At 57.3% G+C, this 14979-nt stretch carries 13 protein-coding genes; 4 read left to right on the top strand and 9 right to left on the bottom strand.

Going from position 1 to position 14979, the window contains the following annotated elements; translation table 11 throughout:
* Nucleotides 1–3: 3 nt before the first annotated feature.
* Entirely contained in the window at nucleotides 4–1638 is a 1635-nt protein-coding gene (ipdC, locus tag ACOSDM_RS17165) for an indolepyruvate/phenylpyruvate decarboxylase (protein WP_420725783.1), read from the bottom strand.
* A 182-nt stretch (nucleotides 1639–1820) separates the two neighbouring features.
* Here ipdC and ACOSDM_RS17160 point away from each other — a divergent pair, with 182 nt between their 5' ends.
* Nucleotides 1821–2786: an NAD(P)-dependent oxidoreductase gene (locus ACOSDM_RS17160; RefSeq protein WP_420725782.1), complete on the top strand. Its 966-nt coding sequence runs from the start codon at nucleotides 1821–1823 to the stop codon at nucleotides 2784–2786.
* A 52-nt stretch (nucleotides 2787–2838) separates the two neighbouring features.
* Here ACOSDM_RS17160 and typA read toward each other — a convergent pair whose 3' ends face one another.
* Both typA and ACOSDM_RS17150 read right to left on the bottom strand, forming a co-directional pair.
* The gene (gene typA / locus ACOSDM_RS17155) at nucleotides 2839–4656 is read right to left on the bottom strand and encodes a translational GTPase TypA (RefSeq protein ID WP_420725781.1); all 1818 of its coding nucleotides are present in this window, start codon (nucleotides 4654–4656) and stop codon (nucleotides 2839–2841) included.
* Between the two features lie 9 nt (nucleotides 4657–4665).
* Nucleotides 4666–5397 (bottom strand): type 1 glutamine amidotransferase, encoded by a 732-nt coding sequence (locus ACOSDM_RS17150; RefSeq protein ID WP_420725780.1) that lies wholly within the window; start codon nucleotides 5395–5397, stop codon nucleotides 4666–4668.
* Nucleotides 5398–5675: 278 nt separating this feature from the next.
* Here ACOSDM_RS17150 and ACOSDM_RS17145 point away from each other — a divergent pair, with 278 nt between their 5' ends.
* Complete coding sequence (locus tag ACOSDM_RS17145; RefSeq protein WP_420725779.1) at nucleotides 5676–6254, top strand: NADPH-dependent FMN reductase; 579 nt, start codon at nucleotides 5676–5678, stop codon at nucleotides 6252–6254.
* A gap of 31 nt (nucleotides 6255–6285) precedes the next feature.
* On the opposite strand, the gene cobW is transcribed toward ACOSDM_RS17145, so the two are convergent.
* The 4 genes from cobW to cobS are packed head-to-tail and all read right to left on the bottom strand — an operon-like array spanning nucleotide 6286 to nucleotide 9359.
* A complete protein-coding gene (cobW, locus tag ACOSDM_RS17140; RefSeq protein WP_420725778.1) occupies nucleotides 6286–7326 on the bottom strand; it encodes a cobalamin biosynthesis protein CobW in 1041 nt (346 codons plus the stop codon).
* Between the two features lie 9 nt (nucleotides 7327–7335).
* Entirely contained in the window at nucleotides 7336–7863 is a 528-nt protein-coding gene (cobU, locus tag ACOSDM_RS17135; RefSeq protein WP_420725777.1) for a bifunctional adenosylcobinamide kinase/adenosylcobinamide-phosphate guanylyltransferase, read from the bottom strand.
* A complete protein-coding gene (locus ACOSDM_RS17130) occupies nucleotides 7860–8534 on the bottom strand; it encodes a histidine phosphatase family protein (RefSeq protein WP_420725776.1) in 675 nt (224 codons plus the stop codon). The genes cobU and ACOSDM_RS17130 overlap by 4 nt, the downstream gene beginning before the upstream one ends.
* A gap of 12 nt (nucleotides 8535–8546) precedes the next feature.
* Nucleotides 8547–9359 carry an adenosylcobinamide-GDP ribazoletransferase gene (gene cobS / locus ACOSDM_RS17125; RefSeq protein ID WP_420725775.1) on the bottom strand — a complete coding sequence of 271 codons (813 nt, stop codon included), beginning with the start codon at nucleotides 9357–9359 and terminating at the stop codon, nucleotides 8547–8549.
* A 68-nt stretch (nucleotides 9360–9427) separates the two neighbouring features.
* On the opposite strand from cobS, the gene cobT reads away from it, so the two are divergent.
* Both cobT and ACOSDM_RS17115 read left to right on the top strand, forming a co-directional pair.
* The gene (cobT, locus tag ACOSDM_RS17120; RefSeq protein ID WP_420725774.1) at nucleotides 9428–10483 is read left to right on the top strand and encodes a nicotinate-nucleotide--dimethylbenzimidazole phosphoribosyltransferase; all 1056 of its coding nucleotides are present in this window, start codon (nucleotides 9428–9430) and stop codon (nucleotides 10481–10483) included.
* A 3-nt stretch (nucleotides 10484–10486) separates the two neighbouring features.
* Entirely contained in the window at nucleotides 10487–12007 is a 1521-nt protein-coding gene (locus tag ACOSDM_RS17115; protein WP_420725773.1) for an AAA family ATPase, read from the top strand.
* Nucleotides 12008–12016: 9 nt separating this feature from the next.
* On the opposite strand, the gene ACOSDM_RS17110 is transcribed toward ACOSDM_RS17115, so the two are convergent.
* Both ACOSDM_RS17110 and ACOSDM_RS17105 read right to left on the bottom strand, forming a co-directional pair.
* A complete protein-coding gene (locus tag ACOSDM_RS17110) occupies nucleotides 12017–13690 on the bottom strand; it encodes a formate--tetrahydrofolate ligase (RefSeq protein WP_420725772.1) in 1674 nt (557 codons plus the stop codon).
* Nucleotides 13691–13885: 195 nt separating this feature from the next.
* Entirely contained in the window at nucleotides 13886–14674 is a 789-nt protein-coding gene (locus tag ACOSDM_RS17105) for a ferredoxin--NADP reductase (protein WP_420725810.1), read from the bottom strand.
* Nucleotides 14675–14979: the final 305 nt, after the last annotated feature.

Genomic DNA, 14979 nt, shown 5'->3' with positions numbered 1-14979 from the left:
ACACTATCCATCTTGCGCCAGAGACGACAATTCCCGGATCACGGTGACGAACCGATGCAGCGTGTCAGAGATCGCCCCACGCGGCAACATCACCTCAACCAGTTGAAATTGACTGTCATCAGCAAAAGCGGCTTCCAGCGCTGCAGCCAGTTCTGCGCGGGTACTAGCCCTATGGCCGCGCCCGCCCAACCCATCCGCCAGGGCCGCATAATGCCAATCGGGCAGATCGTGATAGGCCGGGCCGGGCTGAAACACGCGCAACATTTCCCAACTGGTATTGTTGAACAGCACAACAATCGGGTTCCAGCCATATTTGCGGCAATTCCCAATTTCCCAGCCGGTCATCTGAAATGCTCCGTCGCCTACCAGAATCAAAGGCCGACGTCCGGTTGCCGCCTGTACCCCCAAACCGCCCGGCACGCCAAATCCCATGCTGGCGTAATAGCCCGGTGCTGCCAGTTCCGTATTATCGATATCCATCGCGGTAAAAAGGCAGTCTCCCATATCGGACGTCATTGGCATCACCCCGTGACGGGCAAAAAGTTCATTGATGCCCCGGGCAATATCCATCGGGTGGATCGGCTCCCCATCGACCTGCAAGGGCCCAAGACTGGACGAATCCGCGCGATGTTCTGCCTGACCCAATGGTTTCGCCTCCGCAATCAACGCGTCCAGAAAATCTTCCAACAAGACGTCTGGATAGAAATGCAAGCCAACCCGGACCTGACCATCGAAGGCGTGGATGGCATTCCTCATATCGATCTTGCCACCCGACACACCGAAATTCGTATCGCTGACAATCACGCCCAGCATCAGCAAACAATCAGACCCTTCGACAAGATCACTGACTTCAGGTTTCCCGGCTGCGCCCAGATACGTGCCGACCAAAGGAACATCCTGTCCCGCCAACAATCCCCGGCTCATAAAACTGGTGGTGACAGGGATACGCAGCTTCTGCGCCAGCGTGGTAACCTGGGCTTCCAAGCCATAGCGTTTTGCCTCAACGCCCACCATCAGTACCGGATTGTCCGCCGCCGCCAATCGCATCAGCACTTCCCGGGCGGCTGATTGTGCGGCTTCCGGATTGCCCTGTGCCGGTGTGAAGACAGGAACCTCCCCAATCTCAGTCAGCACCATGTCACGAGGAATTTCCAAATAGACGGGACGAGAATCATGCAGGCAACGATCCAGGACACGGGCAATATCCTGTGCCGCTGTGGCGGGGTCATCCAATCGCGCCTGATCACAGGTCAGTTCCTTGAAAATCTGCCATTGGGAATCCAATCGCTTGACCTGATGATGCAGCAACAGGCCACGCTGCCCTTCAGCCTTACCGGGTGCGCCGGAAATGATTACCATCGGCGTCTTTTCTGCATAGGCCTGGGCAACCGGATTGATCATATTCAATGCCCCGGCCCCATAGGTCACACAAGCGACCGAAAGCCCGCTGGTGAACCGCGCGGCTCCATCGGCTGCAAAGCCAATCCCCGGCTCGTGGCTGAGTGTATAGAGCGGCAAAATATCACTGCTTTCAATGATCTTAAAAAAGGGCAACGCGAAATCGCCGGGTATACCGAAAACCTCCCCCGCCCCACGGTCCTTCAATGCCTGTAAAACGGATTCCGCCAAACCTGCCATGATGGTGTTCCCTGTTCTTTGAATGGTTGATTTCAACTATGGACAGGTGAAAATTTCTGCGCAATCCCGGCCCTGAAAAAAGAAACAATCGGTATGCATCGGCCGAATTTCGTGAAACCCTGATCGCGTATCGGCACCGCGCGCGTAACACAATTGCCGCGCTACAACACAAGGGAACAAGCATGAAAATTGGTTTTATCGGTCTGGGCAATGTCGGGGGTAAACTGGCCGGCAGCCTGTTGCGCAATGGCAAGGATGTGATGGTGCGCGATCTAAACGACGCGCTGGTCGCAACCTTTGTAGAAAAGGGGGCCAAGGCTGCCGCAAGCCCCAAGGCTATGGCAGAGGCGTGTGATATCACCATCACCTGCCTGCCCTCCCCTGCCGCCAGTGCGGCAGTGCTGGAGGCAGAAGACGGCGTCCTGGCAGGCCTGAGCGCAGGCAAGATCTGGGCGGAAATGAGCACGACAGACGAAGCCGAGGTCAAACGCCTGGGCGCGATGGTCAAGGCAAAGGGTGCAGAGCCGATTGATTGCCCAGTCAGCGGTGGATGCCATCGTGCCGCCACGGGCAATATCGCCATTCTGGCAGGCTGTGACCGCGCTGCCTTTGACCGCATGCTGCCGGTTCTGACCGTTCTGGGACGCCGTGTGCTGCATACCGGCCCTCTGGGCAGTGCATCCGTCCTGAAAGTCATCACCAATTATCTGGCCACCGCCAACCTGATCAGCCTGACAGAGGCCCTGACCACGGCGAAGGCAGCGGGCATGGATTTGGGCACCGCCTATGAGGCGATTAAGATTTCGTCGGGCAATTCCTTCGTCCATGAAACCGAAAGTCAGGTCATCCTGAATGGCAGCCGCGATATCAGCTTCACCATGGATCTGGTGCTGAAAGATATCGGCCTGTTCCAGACCATCGCGGATCGCGCCGGCGTGCCCCTGGAGTTGAACCCGAAGATGATTGAAATCTTTGAAGACGGCCAGCGCCGCTATGGCCCGCGGGAATGGTCACCCAATATCATCCGCCGGCTGGAAGATGCCTGTAACATCAAAGTCCTGGCACCCGGTTTCCCTGCGGAAATACTGGACGACGAGCCAGAGGAGCCAGGATATGAGGTGATCCCAAAGGGTCGGGTGACAAAGTAAGTGTGGCTTAGTGGCCCCCTCCCCCAATGCGGGGGAGGGGATCAAAACAGACTTAGGACTCGCGGCGGCGCTTGTCTTTCTTACGCTCGTTGGGATCCAGGATCGCTTTGCGCAGACGGATGGATTCCGGTGTGACTTCCACCCGTTCATCATCCTGGATATAAGCCAAAGCTTCTTCCAGCGTGCGACGGATCGGCGGGGTCAGTTTGACGGTATCTTCCTTGCCAGATGCGCGGAAGTTGGTCAGCTGCTTTGCCTTGATCGGGTTCACTTCAAGGTCATTGCCCTTGTTATGCTCCCCGATCAACATGCCGACATAGACAGGATCACCTGGATCAACGAACAAGGCACCACGGCCTTCCAGATTGGTCAGGGCATAGGGTGCTGCAGAGCCTTGTTCCGCAGAAATCAGCACCCCTTCGCGACGACCTGGGATCGGACCCTTATGGGGCGCAAAGCCCTTAAACAAGCGCGACAGAATGCCGGTGCCGCGCGTATCTGCCAGAAACTCGCCCTGATAGCCGATCAAACCGCGAGACGGGATGTCAAAGACGATCCGCGTCTTGCCGCCACCGGATGGGCGCATTTCGGTCATTTCACCTTTGCGCAGACCCATCTTTTCAACCACGACGCCGGAAAACTCTTCATCCACGTCGATCTGGGCTTCTTCCATCGGCTCCAGGCGCTTGCCGTTTTCGTCTTCACGATACAGCACGCGGGGCGGCCCGACGGTCATTTCAAAGCCTTCGCGGCGCAACTGCTCCAGCAGCACGCCTAACTGCAATTCACCGCGACCGGCAACTTCGAAGGCATCCTTCTCTGCGCTTTCCGTCAGTTTGATCGCGACATTGCCTTCAGCCTCACGGATCAGACGATCCCCGATCATGCGACCGGTCAGCTTGTCCCCTTCGCGACCTGCCAAGGGGCTGTCATTCACCGATACAGTCATCGCCATGGTTGGCGGTGAAATCGGGCGGGCGGGAATCGGTTCCTCCACAGCCGGATCGCAGATCGTATCGGCGACCGTGGTCTTACCCAAACCGGCGACGGCGACAATATCGCCCGCCATGGCGCTATCGACCGGTTCGCGCTTCAGGCCCCGGAAAGCCAGCAACTTGGTCAGACGCGCCTGTTCCACTGGCTTGCCGTTTCTGCCCAGCCCTTTAACCGTGCGGTTTACGGTAATGGTCCCAGACAGAATACGCCCGGTCAGAATACGCCCCAAATAGGGATCGCTTTCCAGGGTCGTCACCAGCATTTTGAAGGGACCATCCGGGTCTGCGACCGGTGGGGCAACATGGGCCAGCACACGGTTGAACAGCGGCGTCATATCTGTTCGGTCTTCTTCCAGTGTCTCAGCCGCCCAACCCTGCTTGGCAGAGGCGTAGAGAACCGGGAAATCCAATTGCTCGTCAGAGGCATCCAGGGCAACGAACAAGTCGAACACCTGATCGATCACCCAGTCCGGGCGGGCGTCAGGCTTGTCGACCTTGTTGATCAGCACGATCGGTTTCAGGCCCAGGTCCAACGCCTTGATCAGCACAAACTTGGTTTGCGGCATCGGCCCTTCGGCGGCATCAACCAATAGAACCACCCCGTCAACCATAGACAGGATACGCTCCACCTCGCCCCCGAAATCGGCGTGGCCGGGGGTGTCGACGATATTGATGCGCGTGCCCTGCCATTCGACAGAGGTACATTTCGCCAGGATCGTGATCCCGCGTTCCTTTTCCAATTCATTGGAATCCATGGCGCGATCTGTCAGCGCACTGTGCGTCTGTACCGCCCCGGATTGGGTCAACAACTTGTCCACCAGGGTGGTTTTCCCATGGTCAACGTGGGCGATAATCGCGATATTCCGCAGGTCCATTTTCAAATCTCAACTTTCAAGGGCTTGGGTCAAAAAGGCACCGATCCAGGTGGCAACGCGGTCGGCATCGGGTGCGAGGGAGGTCTTTGCAACAGTGGTTAATGCCGCATTGACTTTTTCCTCACCGATCCGCGCCCGGCGCACATCATAAAGGTCCCCAACATAGGCACTGGGCATTTCCGGATGGCTTTGCAGGGTCAAAATCTTGTCGCCAATCGCCAGCATGGCGTTGTTGCAGAAATCACTGCTGGCCAGAACTGTCGCGCCAGGTGGCACTGCCGTCACCTGATCCTGATGCGAGACATAGGTGTCAAAGTTATCATTCACAGAGGCATTCCCCATCCAGGACGGTGCCTGCCGGATGGTATAGCTGTGCGCGCCAACGCCCCAGCCTTTCTCTGACTTACCCGCCTGACCACCAAGGGCCTGGGCAATGATCTGGTGGCCAAAGCAAATGCCAACCATCGGCACACCGGCCTTATGGGCATCCTGAATGAAATCAATCAGCCGCCCAATAAAGGGGACATCATCATAAACGCCATAGGCGCTGCCGGTGATCAGCCAGGCATCACATTCGGTCACAGTTCGGGGAAAGCCGTCTTCTATGACCGGATAGCCAATGACTTCTGAGCCGTCCGGCAGATGCGAACGCAGCAAATCCTGAAACATGCCCGGATAGGTCCCATGTTTTTCATCAAGCGGCGCAGGCGGCCGCCCGGCTTCTAGAATGCCGAGTCGCATTGAAATCCTCTTTCAGGTATATACTTTGCGCGGCTTGTAGCCGAGCGCAGGCCATCCGTCCAGCAAGGTTTAGTGTGGTGCGCGGTTATTTGGGGTCAACCAGGACGTTGTTTGCTGCGCTCCGGTTAGGAGCGTTTCGCGAAGCGATGCGGGGCATCGCGAGAGGAAGGCGAGGCGGCCCGGAGCGCCGCAATAATCGCGCACCACACCAGTTGTCACCGCACTGCAGCATCCTATGTAAGGATTCAAGGCTGTTTTTCACCATAAGGAGCATCCCAATGACCAAGCCAAAAATCCTAGCCTTTGCCGGCAGTGCCAAAAAGGAATCCCTGAACAAGAAGATCCTTGCCGTTGCCGTACAAGGCGCCCAGGAGGCCGGGGCGGAGGTCACGGTGATAGATTTACGCGAATATCCGCTGCCGATCATGGACGAAGACCTGGAAGCGGCAGAAGGTATTCCGGCCAAGGCAAGGGGGCTTCGCGCCCTGTTTGCGGAGAATCATGGTCTGCTGCTGGCCTGTCCGGAATATAACAGTTCCATCACTCCCTTGCTGAAAAACACCATTGATTGGGTGTCACGCCCCGATCAGGACGGATCAGGATTGCGTTTCTTCAATGACAAGACAGCCTCCCTGATTTCCGCATCGGGCGGCGCTTTAGGGGGATTGCGTGGGCTGGTTCATGTGCGCGCCATTCTGGGCAATATCGGGGTCCATGTCCTGCCCAAGCAGTTGGCCGTATCGGGTGCTACGAAACTGTTTAATAACGACGGTTCGATCAACGATCCCGACCGCGAAAAGCAGTTGAAAGATATCGGGGCAAATCTGGCGCAAATGACCGATAAGATCATCGCGTAATAGACGCCAGAATGCCCCAATGTCCAGCGCCCTAACCCAGGATCGCCCGTGAAATTGCGTCCTGGTCCAGGCCTTTCAGGCCAATGATCACCAATTCTGACTGACGGGTTTCATCGGGTCGCCAGGCGCGATCAAAATAGCGGCGCAGGCGCGGTCCGACGGCCTGAACCACTTCGCGGCGGGCGACGCCGGGGCGATCCAGGAAGCCTTTTACGCGCAAGATATCATGATCGCCGACCGCTTTCAGGATGCGCGCTTCCAATGCGTCGGCATCCGCAACGCTGCTAAGGCGCAGGGTGAAGCTGTCAAAATCATCATGGTCGTGATCATCTTCGCCATCGCCATGATCATCATGATGGCTGGGACGATTGGCCAGATCATCCTCAGCCTTTGCATCCAGACCCAGCATCACGACAGGATCGACTGCGGCCTCTCTGGCATGAACAAACCGCACACCAGGGCGCATATGAGCCGCCAGTTCGACCTGAATGCGATCAGCGACCCCATCCTCAAGCAGATCAAGCTTGTTCAGAATAACCATATCGGCACACAGCAATTGATCTTCGAACACTTCCTCCAACGGATTATCGTGATCAAGCGATTCATCCGCCTCCCGCTGGGCCTGAACCGCAGCCTCATCATCGGCAAAACGACCTTCAGAAAACGCCTTACTGTCGACTACGGTGATAACGCCATCGACCGTGATCCGTGCCTTCACCTCAGGCCAGGAGAAAGCCTTTACCAGGGGTTTTGGCAGGGCCAGGCCTGACGTTTCAATAAGAATATGATCGGGCGGATTGGGCCGCGCCAGGATCGCCTCAATCGCGGGCAGGAAGTCATCGGCCACGGTACAGCAGATGCAGCCATTGGACAGTTCCACCACATCATCCTCGTCACAGCCTTCTATGCCACAGCCCAGCAGCAATTCGCGATCAATGCCCAAATCGCCAAATTCGTTTATCAGGAATGCTAGGCGCTTGCCGCGATTGTTTTCAATCATATGGCGGATCAGGCTGGTTTTGCCTGCACCCAGAAAGCCAGTGATAACCGTAGCGGGGATGCGTGTTGCCATGAGAAAGTTCTATCCTTTTAACGTCAGAGGAAGGCCAGCTGCGATAAATTCCACACGATCCGCGACCGCAGCGATGGATTGATTCAGTCGGCCCTGATCGTCGCGGAACCGACGGGCCAGCGCATTTTCTGGCACGATGCCCAGTCCCACTTCATTAGAGACGACAAGCACAGGTCCGGCTGCGTCCTGCAAGGCCTGAATCAGAATTTGCGTTTCCGCGCTTGTGTCCCGCTGTGCAAATGTCAGATTGCTGAGCCACAGGGTCAGACAATCGATCAACAGAATGGTCTTTGTGCTGGAACTGAAGGTGATCGCTGCGGCAAGGTCGATGGGGGCTTCTACCGTGCGCCAATGGGGGCCGCGCTCTGCCTTGTGCCGATCGATGCGATCCTGCATCTCGGCATCAAAGGCCTGACCTGTCGCGATATAGACCGGTGCTTTGCCGCTGGATTCCGCTAAAGAAAGCGCACGGCGCGTCTTGCCGGATCGGGCACCGCCCAGAATAAAACTGATTTTTGGGGGATCAGACTGTGTCATCGCAGTGGCTTTCCACCCGGCGGGCGCTCTCCCGGCAGCCGATTCACCAGGACGGTCCGCCAGCTTAACTGTCCCTTGCCCGGCTGTGGGTCTTCGGGTCCGGTTTCGATACGGTCAATGCGCGTCAGGGAACAATTATCAATGGTGAAAGACAGGGCGCGTTCTGGGTCCAGGCCCAAGGCAATGGCCAGGGCCGCACGGATCGTTCCCCCATGTGCAACCGCAACAACATCACGGCCTGGATTTTCATCAGAAATTGCCTCAATCGCACACGCCACCCGGGCGATCAGGTCAACAAAGCTCTCCCCACCCGGCGGGCGGCAATGGGCGGGGCATAACCAGAAATCATGCACGACACGGGGGTCGACCTTTTCCACATCGGCGTAATGCTGTCCCTGCCAGTCGCCAAAACTCTGCTCTGCCAGATCCGGATATTCCAATCGCTCTGGAAAGGTTAATCCCGCTGCCTTGATCGCATCTGCCGTCTGGTGCGTGCGCATCAGATTGCTGGTTACCAGCACCGCATCCTTGGGCAACAGCGCCGCAATCCCGGCATACAGATCTGGATCATCGGTTTCACAGGGCAGGTCCGCACCGCCATATATCCGTCCCTGATTGGCTGTCACCGGGGCGTGTCTGATCCACCACCATCGCGTTACTGTCGTCGCCATACCTATTGCCCCTTAGGTCCCTAAAATAATTGCCAGTACGATAAGGCACGTAATCTCGCTGATCTGTTCTGTCGCCCCCAAACTGTCCCCATTCACGCCCCCCAGCTTTGACCGTGCCAATCCCCCCATCAACATCGCGACACCACATAATATCGCCATCAGAACCGGCAGGATCCATAGCGGGATGAAGATCAGAACAAAACAGGCTAGAAACGTCGCCAGAATTAAGCCTGCAATGACTGTGGATCCATTCGGCGCGCCAACCTGTGCAGCCAGCCCGGTCTTTGCCGCCATGGGAAATTGCATCATTGCCAAAGGCAGGGCCGACCGCGCCATTGCGTGAACCGCAACCAACATAGACCAGACGGCATAAGGACCCCAACCAACAACAAGATCAGCAATCAGCATCGCCTTGATGCCTGTTGCCAGAATAAGGGTCAGCACGCCATAGGCACCGCTGCGGCTGTCGCGCATGATTTCCAGGCGCCGTTCTGGCGTGTGCCCACCCCAAAACCCATCGGCGCAATCAGCCAGGCCGTCTTCATGTAATGCACCGGTCACAAGGGCACTGGCTGCCAGGGCCGCAAAGGCCGCGACCAAAGGCGATAATCCAACCGCCAACATTCCCCACAGCACTGCCCCGGATAGAACACCAACCAACGCGCCGGCAAAAGGAAAGGCCCAGACAGTCCGCGCCACCGGGGCTGTCCGATACGGCACCGGCAGGCGCGTCATAAATCCAATCGCGACGCACAGCTGGTCCAGGCGCAACCGCACCTGATCCCCCAGCCCCACAGGCTTTCCATTTTCCGTCTTGCCGGTCATGGTGCGAAGGCTTAATGCCAAGGGCGAATACGCGCAAGCGCGGACTGATGCCAGCCAAGGAGATTTCTATGACCGATGACCCACAGCAACAGGCGGAACCCCAGACAGAACCAAGGGCAGACCTTAATGAAATCAGGTCGCTGATCGCTGCATTTCCCGGTCCGGATTTCGCCGCCAGGGACGCCGCCCGCGCCAGAGAAGCAACTCTGACCAAGCCTCCTGGATCTTTAGGCCGTCTGGAGACACTGGCAGAATGGGTCGCCGTCTGGCAGGCCCGCACCCCACCCCGGATCGACCGCCCCCGCGTGGCTGTTTTTGCCGGCAACCATGGGGTCACAGCAAAGGGCGTGTCTGCCTATCCGGCCGATGTCACAGCCCAGATGGTGGCAAATTTTCAAGGCGGCGGTGCGGCAGTCAATCAGTTATGCGCCGTCCATGATGCGGAATTGCGCGTCTATGAAATGGCGCTGGAGAACCCAACCCAGGATTTCACCCAGGGGCCCGCGATGACAGAGGAAGAATGCGCCACGGCCATGGCCTATGGCATGATGGCGGTGGATGAAGGCATTGACTGCCTGTGTCTGGGGGAAATGGGTATTGGCAATTCGACCGCAGCGGCCGCCGTCGCGCATGCGCTGTTTGGGGGCACCGCAACCGACTGGACCGGGCCCGGAACCGGCGTGACCGGCGATGCCATGGCACGCAAAATCGCCGCCGTGGATCAGGCCGTCACCCTGCATCTGCCCCAGACCACGGACCCGTTCGATGCGATGCGCCGCATGGGGGGATTTGAACTGGCCGCTATTACCGGCGCGATCATCGCCGCCCGCATTGGTCGTGTCCCGGTCATCCTGGATGGCTATGCCTGCACAGTCGCAGCGGCCGTCTTATTCCAAATGGATCATCACGCCCTGGATCATTGCATCGTCGGGCATCTATCCGCCGAACCCGCCCATACAAAGCTTTGCAAGGTTTTGGGAAAGCGTCCTGTGCTGGATTTCGGCATGCGACTGGGTGAAGGATCCGGGGCAGCCCTAGCGCTGGCCATCGTGAAATCTGCCGTTGCCTGCCACAGCGGCATGGCCAGCTTTGAAGAGGCCAGTGTCAGCAACAAAGAGGGTTGAGTAATGACCAGATCGGAAAAAACACAGGACCATATTATCGCCTTCCTGTCCGATCCGGCGACCCATGGCGGTGAAACACCCCAGCGGATAGAAACCCATGGGGCCATTGTATTTCTGCTGTCCGACCGCGCCTATAAGCTGAAGCGCGATGTCGAATATTTCTTCATGGATTTTTCCACAATAGAAAAGAGACGGGCGGCCTGTCGCAATGAAGTTCGGTTGAACCGGCGCACGGCCCCAGAGCTTTATCACGGCACCCGCGCCATCATTGATGGTCCGGATGGATTGGCCTTGTCTGATCTGGATACGAACCCGGCAGGTACCCTGGACACGGTCATAGAAATGGCCCGATTTGAAAATACCTTTGCCGACGTCCCGCCCAGCGATCCGGAATTGCGCCTGGTGGCGGAGACAATTGCAGATTTTCACGATGCCGAACCCGCCCTGAAAGGGGCTGGCGGCTCCATACCACTGGGCAAGACACTCTCTGGCAATCTGACCATGCTGGCGCAAGAACCGACCTGTGATCAAGACACTGTCCACCAGCTAAAATCGGCGGCTACAGACATGATAAAGCGGGTGTCCCCCCTGCTGGATCAACGGGCGGCAGACGGGTCCGTGCGCCATTGCCATGGTGATCTGCATCTGGCCAATATCTGTCGCTGGCAGGGTGCGCCTGCCTTGTTCGACTGTATCGAGTTCAACGACGCTTATGCCCATATTGATGTCCTGTATGATCTTGCCTTCCTGTTAATGGATCTGGGGGCGCATGATCGGCGGGACGGGGCAGCCATCGTGTTCAACCGATATCTGGAGCGGCGGCCCGCAGATATTGCGGGGCTGAGCCTGTTGCCGCTGTTCCTGTCCATGCGCGCGCAGGTTCGCGCCAAGGTTGGCTATGCCGCCGCAGCCTTTGACCCCGCTGAAAAGGCGGCAACACGTCGTGCCACGGCGCGTGATTACTTGAACCGGGCATTGGGCTATTTATCCACCAAACCGCCCGTTCTGATCGCTGTTGGCGGACCATCTGGCAGCGGGAAATCCACCATCGCCCGGTTGCTCAGTCCCCATATTGGGGCAGCCCCTGGTGCCCTGATCGCGCGCAGCGATGCGATCCGCAAGCGCCTATTCAATCTGAAAGACGAAACAGAACGATTGCCGCCTGGGGCGTATCGTGAACCCGCCAGCATCGCAACATATGCGGAGATGGAACGGCTTTGTGCGCTTGCCCTGTCCCAAGGACACAGCACAATCGCCGATGCCACCTTCACCCATCCAGACAGCCGCCTGCGGATTGAAGCCATTGCCCGAAAGGTGGGCGTGCCCTTTATTGGTATCTGGCTGGATCTGGATGAGGCCACCGCTACAGCCCGGGTCGCGGGCCGGACCGGCGATGTGTCCGATGCGACGATACAGGTCGTGGCCCAACAATTCCGAAATGGCTGGGGCGAAATGACCTGGCAAAAGATTGCGGCGACCGATCCCACAGAAGATCAGGTCGCCGCTATACTCAAAAGCCTTTAAGCTTAGATCTTAAAACAGGCCTTCGATCTGGCCTTCAGCATTCAACTTGATGACTTCTGATGACGGCTTGCGCGGCAGGCCCGGCATCGTCATCACTTCGCCACAGATAGCGACGATGAAGCCAGCACCCGCTGACAAGCGCACTTCCCGAACCGGCACGATATGGCCGGACGGCGCACCGCGTAGGGTCGCATCGGTGGAGAAGCTGTACTGCGTCTTGGCCATACAAACCGGCAGATTGCCATAGCCATCTTCTTCCCACTGTTTCAACTGATCCAGGACCTTCTTATCGGCAGTGGCTTCTGCAGCGCCATAGATTTCCTTGCAGATCGTGTTGATCTTATCGAACAGGGGCATTTCATCTGGATACAGCGGCGCAAAATTAGCCGTGCCACCATCGATCAGGCCAACCACATGCTTGGCCAGGTCTTCGGTGCCTTCTGAGCCTTTGCCCCAATGTTCGCACAGGATGGCTTCAACGCCGTTGGCTTTGGCAAATTCCTGAACCGCTGCGATTTCCGCCGGGGTGTCTTTGATGAATTTGTTGATCGCGACCACGGCAGGCACACCAAACTTTTTGATGTTGCTGATGTGGCGACCCAGATTGACCAAGCCCTTGTTTACAGCCGCGACATTCTCGTCGCCCAACCCATCTTTCGCCACACCGCCATGCATTTTCATCGCGCGGATGGTGCAAACAATGACAACAGCTTCGGGCTTCAAGCCCGCCTTGCGGCATTTGATGTCGAAGAATTTCTCAGCACCCAGATCGGCGCCAAACCCGGCTTCCGTCACCACATAATCGGCGACTTTCAGGGCGGACTTGGTCGCAGAGACGGAGTTACAGCCATGGGCGATATTGGCGAATGGGCCGCCATGGATGAAGGCCGCATTGTTTTCCAGGGTCTGTACCAGATTTGGCATCAGCGCGTCTTTCAACAGCACCGTCATCGGGCCTTCGGCCTTCAGATCACGGGCCAGGATCGGTGCGCGGTCGCGGGTATAGCCCACCACGATGCGGCCCAGGCGGTCTTCCAGATCTTTCAGACCATCGGCTAAGCAGAAAATTGCCATGACTTCGGACGCGACCGTGATGTCAAAACCGGTCTGGCGCGGGAACCCGTTGGCGACACCGCCCAGGGAGACGACGATATCCCGCAGGGCGCGGTCATTCATGTCCAGCACACGACGCCAGGCAACACGGCGCTCGTCAAAGCCCAGGGAGTTGCCCCAATAGATATGATTGTCGATCAAGGCCGACAACAGGTTATGGGCCGACGTGATAGCGTGGAAGTCACCGGTGAAATGCAGGTTGATGTCTTCCATCGGCACGACCTGGGCATAGCCACCACCAGCAGCACCGCCCTTAACCCCAAAGCATGGACCCAGCGAGGGTTCACGCAGGCAGATCATCGCCTTCTTGCCAATGCGGTTCAGGCCATCGCCCAGACCAACCGTGGTCGTCGTCTTACCTTCCCCAGCCGGGGTCGGGGAGATTGCGGTCACCAGGATCAACTTGCCATCGGGCTTACCTTTCAGGGAGTCCAGATAGTCAAAGCTCATCTTGGCCTTGTTCGGGCCATACTGCATCAATTGGTCGGCAGGAATGCCCAGTTTTGCGCCGATCTCTGTGATCGGTTTCATTTTGGCTTTCCGGGCGATTTCGATATCGGACATGCTCATTCCCACCTTTCAAAAGTTCTATTGCGCGTGAAGTCGCGCGAATTGCGGTGTCTCGCATTCCAGGATCGCCCATCGGCCCCCCTGTTACGGACAGACATAGTGCTACGGGGATTGAGGCGACAGCGAGCGCGCCCCCGCGACTTATTTTGCGGTTAAGACGACATCCGATGACGCAAAGGTCGCATCGAGACTAATTTATCCGGCAAACGCCTTTTCGATCACGAACTGGCCCGGCTTGGCGTTGGAGCCTTCTTCCAGCCCGGCGGCTTCCACCACGGCCTTGGTGTCGTTCAACATCGCCATGGAGCCACAGATCATCACCCGGTCATTGTCTGGATTGAAAGCAGGCAGGCCCAAATCGGTGAACAATTTACCGCTTTCAATCAGGTCGGTGATGCGACCGGTATGGGGATGATCTTCCCGGGTTGTGCTGGTGTAATGGATCAGGCGCCCATCCACCATTTCCCCGACCAGCGGATCGTTGATCGTATCGGCCACCAGTTTTTCGCCATAGGCCAATTCGGCCACGGTTCGGCAGGTATGGGTCAGGATCACACGCTCAAACCGCTCATAGGTGTCGGGGTCCCGTATCACACTTGCAAAGGGTGCAATGCCGGTCCCGGTCGACAGCAAATACAGCGTCTTGCCCGGCAACAGCGCATCCAGCACCAGCGTACCCGTCGGCTTCTTGCCCAACAGGATTTCGTCACCCACCTGGATTTTCTGTAAGCGGCTGGTCAGGGGGCCGTCCTGAACCTTGATCGAATAGAAGTCCAATTCATGGTCCCAGGCCGGGCTGGCCACCGAATAGGCGCGCAACAGCGGCTTGCCATTGACCATCAGGCCGATCATCACAAATTCACCGGAGCGGAAGCGAAAGCTGTCTGGCCGCGTCACCCGAAAGGAAAACAGCGTCTCGGTCCAATGATGGACATCCACCACGGTCACCAGATTGACCGATCCAGGAATTGTCTGCGGCTTCATTTCCATTCTACCCACTCCGTTCCAGCGCTCCGCCCAAGGACAGGATACAAGAATATCAATCCCCATCCACGAAGTCACCCATGCTGTCGATAGGCCCATATACAGACTGCATAGGAGAAATTGCAAGGGGCCGAGCCATTTTTCTCAAGAATTTGTGTTGTTAATTTTATTCTACAATAAAAAATAGTTAATATTTATATTTTCATGATTCTCTTTTCGCCCCGACGCACTCGGAAACCTGAACGAAAGCGCCAGAAGAGGTAATCAAAGAACTGTTTGATCAGGGGAAATTACAAGTTCAACCC

Origin of the sequence: Hwanghaeella sp. LZ110, from assembly GCF_048892525.1 — a bacterium.
GTDB lineage: Bacteria > Pseudomonadota > Alphaproteobacteria > UBA8366 > Aestuariispiraceae > Pacificispira.
Note: the sequence above shows the minus strand (reverse complement) of the source record. Positions and strands in the feature narration are given on the sequence as shown.

Bases quoted from the DNA above. Each gene is read 5' to 3' on its own strand.
- cobU (WP_420725777.1), bottom strand. From the start codon at position 7,863: ATGACACAGTCTGATCCCCCAAAAATCAGTTTTATTCTGGGCGGTGCC.
- ACOSDM_RS17145 (WP_420725779.1), top strand. From the start codon at position 5,676: ATGACCAAGCCAAAAATCCTAGCCTTTGCCGGCAGTGCCAAAAAGGAA.
- ACOSDM_RS17160 (WP_420725782.1), top strand. From the start codon at position 1,821: ATGAAAATTGGTTTTATCGGTCTGGGCAATGTCGGGGGTAAACTGGCC.
- cobW (WP_420725778.1), bottom strand. From the start codon at position 7,326: ATGGCAACACGCATCCCCGCTACGGTTATCACTGGCTTTCTGGGTGCA.
- ACOSDM_RS17105 (WP_420725810.1), bottom strand. From the start codon at position 14,674: ATGAAGCCGCAGACAATTCCTGGATCGGTCAATCTGGTGACCGTGGTG.
- ACOSDM_RS17115 (WP_420725773.1), top strand. From the start codon at position 10,487: ATGACCAGATCGGAAAAAACACAGGACCATATTATCGCCTTCCTGTCC.
- cobS (WP_420725775.1), bottom strand. From the start codon at position 9,359: ATGACCGGCAAGACGGAAAATGGAAAGCCTGTGGGGCTGGGGGATCAG.
- cobT (WP_420725774.1), top strand. From the start codon at position 9,428: ATGACCGATGACCCACAGCAACAGGCGGAACCCCAGACAGAACCAAGG.
- typA (WP_420725781.1), bottom strand. From the start codon at position 4,656: ATGGACCTGCGGAATATCGCGATTATCGCCCACGTTGACCATGGGAAA.
- ACOSDM_RS17110 (WP_420725772.1), bottom strand. From the start codon at position 13,690: ATGAGCATGTCCGATATCGAAATCGCCCGGAAAGCCAAAATGAAACCG.
- ACOSDM_RS17150 (WP_420725780.1), bottom strand. From the start codon at position 5,397: ATGCGACTCGGCATTCTAGAAGCCGGGCGGCCGCCTGCGCCGCTTGAT.
- ipdC (WP_420725783.1), bottom strand. From the start codon at position 1,638: ATGGCAGGTTTGGCGGAATCCGTTTTACAGGCATTGAAGGACCGTGGG.
- ACOSDM_RS17130 (WP_420725776.1), bottom strand. From the start codon at position 8,534: ATGGCGACGACAGTAACGCGATGGTGGTGGATCAGACACGCCCCGGTG.